Raw genomic sequence first — 366 nt, 5'->3', positions numbered from 1 at the left:
ACTCTTTTTTAATTCTAGTGCCTCAACCTTTTTAGCTAAAGATGCAAACTTGGCTTGGAGGTCATGATCTTTCCTAAGGTTGTACATACCTCCATTAGATGTATGAGGTTGGGTTTTACTTGGTGCCTCATAAGTACCTGTGGTGTCCCAATTTTGCGCATTTTCAGCTAGCAAGTCTAGGTATTCCATTGCTTCATTAGGGTCTTTATCCTCAAAAGTTCCATTGCACATCAATTCAACCATTTGCCTATCTCTAGGAGTTAACCCTTCATAAAAATGTGAAACTAATCTCCATGTTTCAAAACCATGATGGGGGCAAGTATTAAGTAAGTCTCGATACCTATCCCAACATTGGTAAAATGTTTC

The 366-nt window shown here is 38.5% G+C and carries 1 protein-coding gene; it reads right to left on the bottom strand.

Annotated elements, in window-relative coordinates; genetic code table 11:
- Positions 1 to 243 (bottom strand): hypothetical protein (locus ELS82_RS28065; RefSeq protein ID WP_208733348.1); only part of this gene is annotated, 243 nt, incomplete at its 3' end.
- Between the last annotated feature and the right edge of the window lie 123 nt (positions 244 to 366).

The organism is Vibrio ouci (assembly GCF_004551525.1).
Taxonomy (GTDB): Bacteria; Pseudomonadota; Gammaproteobacteria; order Enterobacterales; family Vibrionaceae; genus Vibrio; species Vibrio ouci.
Note: the sequence above shows the minus strand (reverse complement) of the source record. Positions and strands in the feature narration are given on the sequence as shown.